Origin of the sequence: Pelosinus baikalensis, from assembly GCF_020819555.1 — a bacterium.
GTDB lineage: Bacteria > Bacillota > Negativicutes > DSM-13327 > DSM-13327 > Pelosinus > Pelosinus baikalensis.
In genome coordinates this window covers 1-1,664 of sequence record NZ_JAJHJB010000110.1, presented here as the reverse complement: position 1 = coordinate 1,664, position 1,664 = coordinate 1, and the positions used below count along the sequence as shown (strand labels likewise).

At 42.6% G+C, this 1,664-nt stretch carries 1 protein-coding gene and 1 pseudogene; both read right to left on the bottom strand.

Going from position 1 to position 1,664, the window contains the following annotated elements; translation table 11 throughout:
* Nucleotides 1-859, bottom strand: an 859-nt coding sequence (locus LMF89_RS25295) for a phage portal family protein (RefSeq protein ID WP_229537577.1), incomplete at its 3' end; no start/stop codon positions are given.
* Between the two features lie 12 nt (nt 860-871).
* Nucleotides 872-1,664: pseudogene (locus LMF89_RS25290) on the bottom strand (hypothetical protein); the annotation flags it as partial.

The following is a 1,664-nucleotide window of genomic DNA, read 5'->3' as shown; positions in this document are numbered from 1 at the left end:
CCTCCACCGATGAGGCATACTCCGATAACGCAGCCTCGCTATCTTCCGTCAGTCTACCGTTTTTAATTAGAATGGCAGCCGGCAAATGGCGACCTTGTTTGAAATATCGGTAATTCAGTTCCGATGCATTCCGGCTACCGTACATATCCATGAGGGCTGAGATCCAGCGAGGTACTCCATAGGCGCCATTACCAATCTTAAGATGCAAAATCTCATTGGCTTGGAATTCAGCAGGAGTACTATCGTCAAAATTGCCGGTCCGCATATCCATGATACGCGGGTCGCCGAACTCCTTAAACCAAACTTCCTTTTGACCATTCACAACTTGCACATACCGCCTAAATTTCTTCTTACGATCAAATTTCTGTCCGTCACGGTAGTAGGTAACGTCGACTGCGGTGCCTCTTTTTGTTACGCGAATACTGGAGGCATCTTCAATCTTCTCTAACTCAACTACTTCTTTCTTACCGTTGCGGATCACCTCGATATATCCATTACCACAAGCCTCTCGATCATCAATGGCGTCTTTCAGAATATCAACAAATGATTTTTCCATATGCATGTACTTCAAAGCCGAGTCAACTCGGTTCCACTCTGCAACCATCTCGGGAGTTTCTTTGTCTTTTGTCTCATCGTTCTTATATTTTAGCTGTAGTCCAAAGCCAACTATATTCTGCTTATAAGACTCTACGCATTGCGGAAGAATCGTAGACATTTCTTTCATTTCTAGTAGTCGTAAAATGGAATATTTGGGCTCAAGCACGTCTGCAATAGAGTACTTTTTTTCATCCGCATCCTTGGCCGTTGGTGTTTCTGATTTTTGAATGCCAGTAATGACTCTGGCCCTTACTTTTTGCAAGTTCTCACCTCCTTAGAAACGATGTTTTCTTTCGCGTTTTATTGTGGGCTCAATCGCAACTGGTAAGCACAATAAAAAAAGACAGTCTGCTCTGTCTGGTGATTTTAGTCCCCGCTTCTTCATTTCTTTCTTACTCTCCAGCTTAAGTCTGCCTTTACTTTCGTATATCCCATATTTACGAGTTGTCAGCTGCACGATTAATTCATCATCATTGGGTAAACAAAGCTCACATGCTTTCTTATTGCCCGCTTCGTCAAACTCATTGAGAAGATCCTTTACGATCGATGCCATAATGGTGGTGGTATCATAGTAATACTTGTGTTTGACTGGAATACCAAACTTGCAAGGGATAATTCGCAGCCAGGTCAGGTTTTCTAATTTCACAATTTCTTTTAATCGGTCAGTTACCCCACCGCCAACGCCAGTATCATCAATCTTAACAGGAATAATGACATGAGAATATCGATCATGCAGTTTATTGGCAATCCTCATAATATCGCCTACTGTTTTCATGGTATCCTGTCCATGGCGTATGACAAAAGGCAGGACCTTTTGATTCAATTTGGTACCAATGACTGTTTCGTCTTCGCCCTCACGAGCAACGTCACAGGCGATATCAATAGAGTCAACCTCACTATCATCGTCATAGTCGGTATTGATACCTCGCATAACCAAATAAAGCTGAATAAAGACATCATCTTCCTGATCAGGGAAATCACCTTTTACTCGGACCTTAACGGCATTGCTATCAGCGCCATACTTCCGCTTAAGCATCTCAATGTTTTCTTTATCAGTTCGCTCGCAT